This is a genomic window from Shewanella electrica, assembly GCF_022321485.1.
Classification (GTDB): domain Bacteria; phylum Pseudomonadota; class Gammaproteobacteria; order Enterobacterales; family Shewanellaceae; genus Shewanella; species Shewanella electrica.
In genome coordinates, this window is the sequence record NZ_JAKOGG010000504.1 from 1 (window position 1) to 254 (window position 254).

General features: G+C 57.1%; 1 protein-coding gene. It reads right to left on the reverse strand.

All coding sequences use genetic code 11. The features are described from left to right. Positions 1 to 124 (reverse strand): FYVE zinc finger domain-containing protein (locus L9G74_RS23140; RefSeq protein WP_369123392.1); only part of this gene is annotated, 124 nt, incomplete at its 3' end. Positions 125 to 254 lie beyond the last annotated feature (130 nt).

The window sequence follows — 254 nt, forward strand, 5'->3', positions numbered from 1 at the left end:
GGGGGATGGTGGAGTAGTTGGAGGAGCACTTGCCACAGAAGATCTGCCCACATGCTCGGCAGTGATGCTTGCGGGTCACCACCCCAAACTGTACTCTGCACCGATGGCATTCCTCAGCATCCACCCAGTCAGGGGCTCTTTCAGCAGCGAACAGGGCATCACTTTCCTTAAATTCAGGGAAGACATGTCCTTGTGCCTCCCTGGCCTGGCCTAAAACCCGCCGGTGTGTGTCTCACACACAGCGACAGCATTCC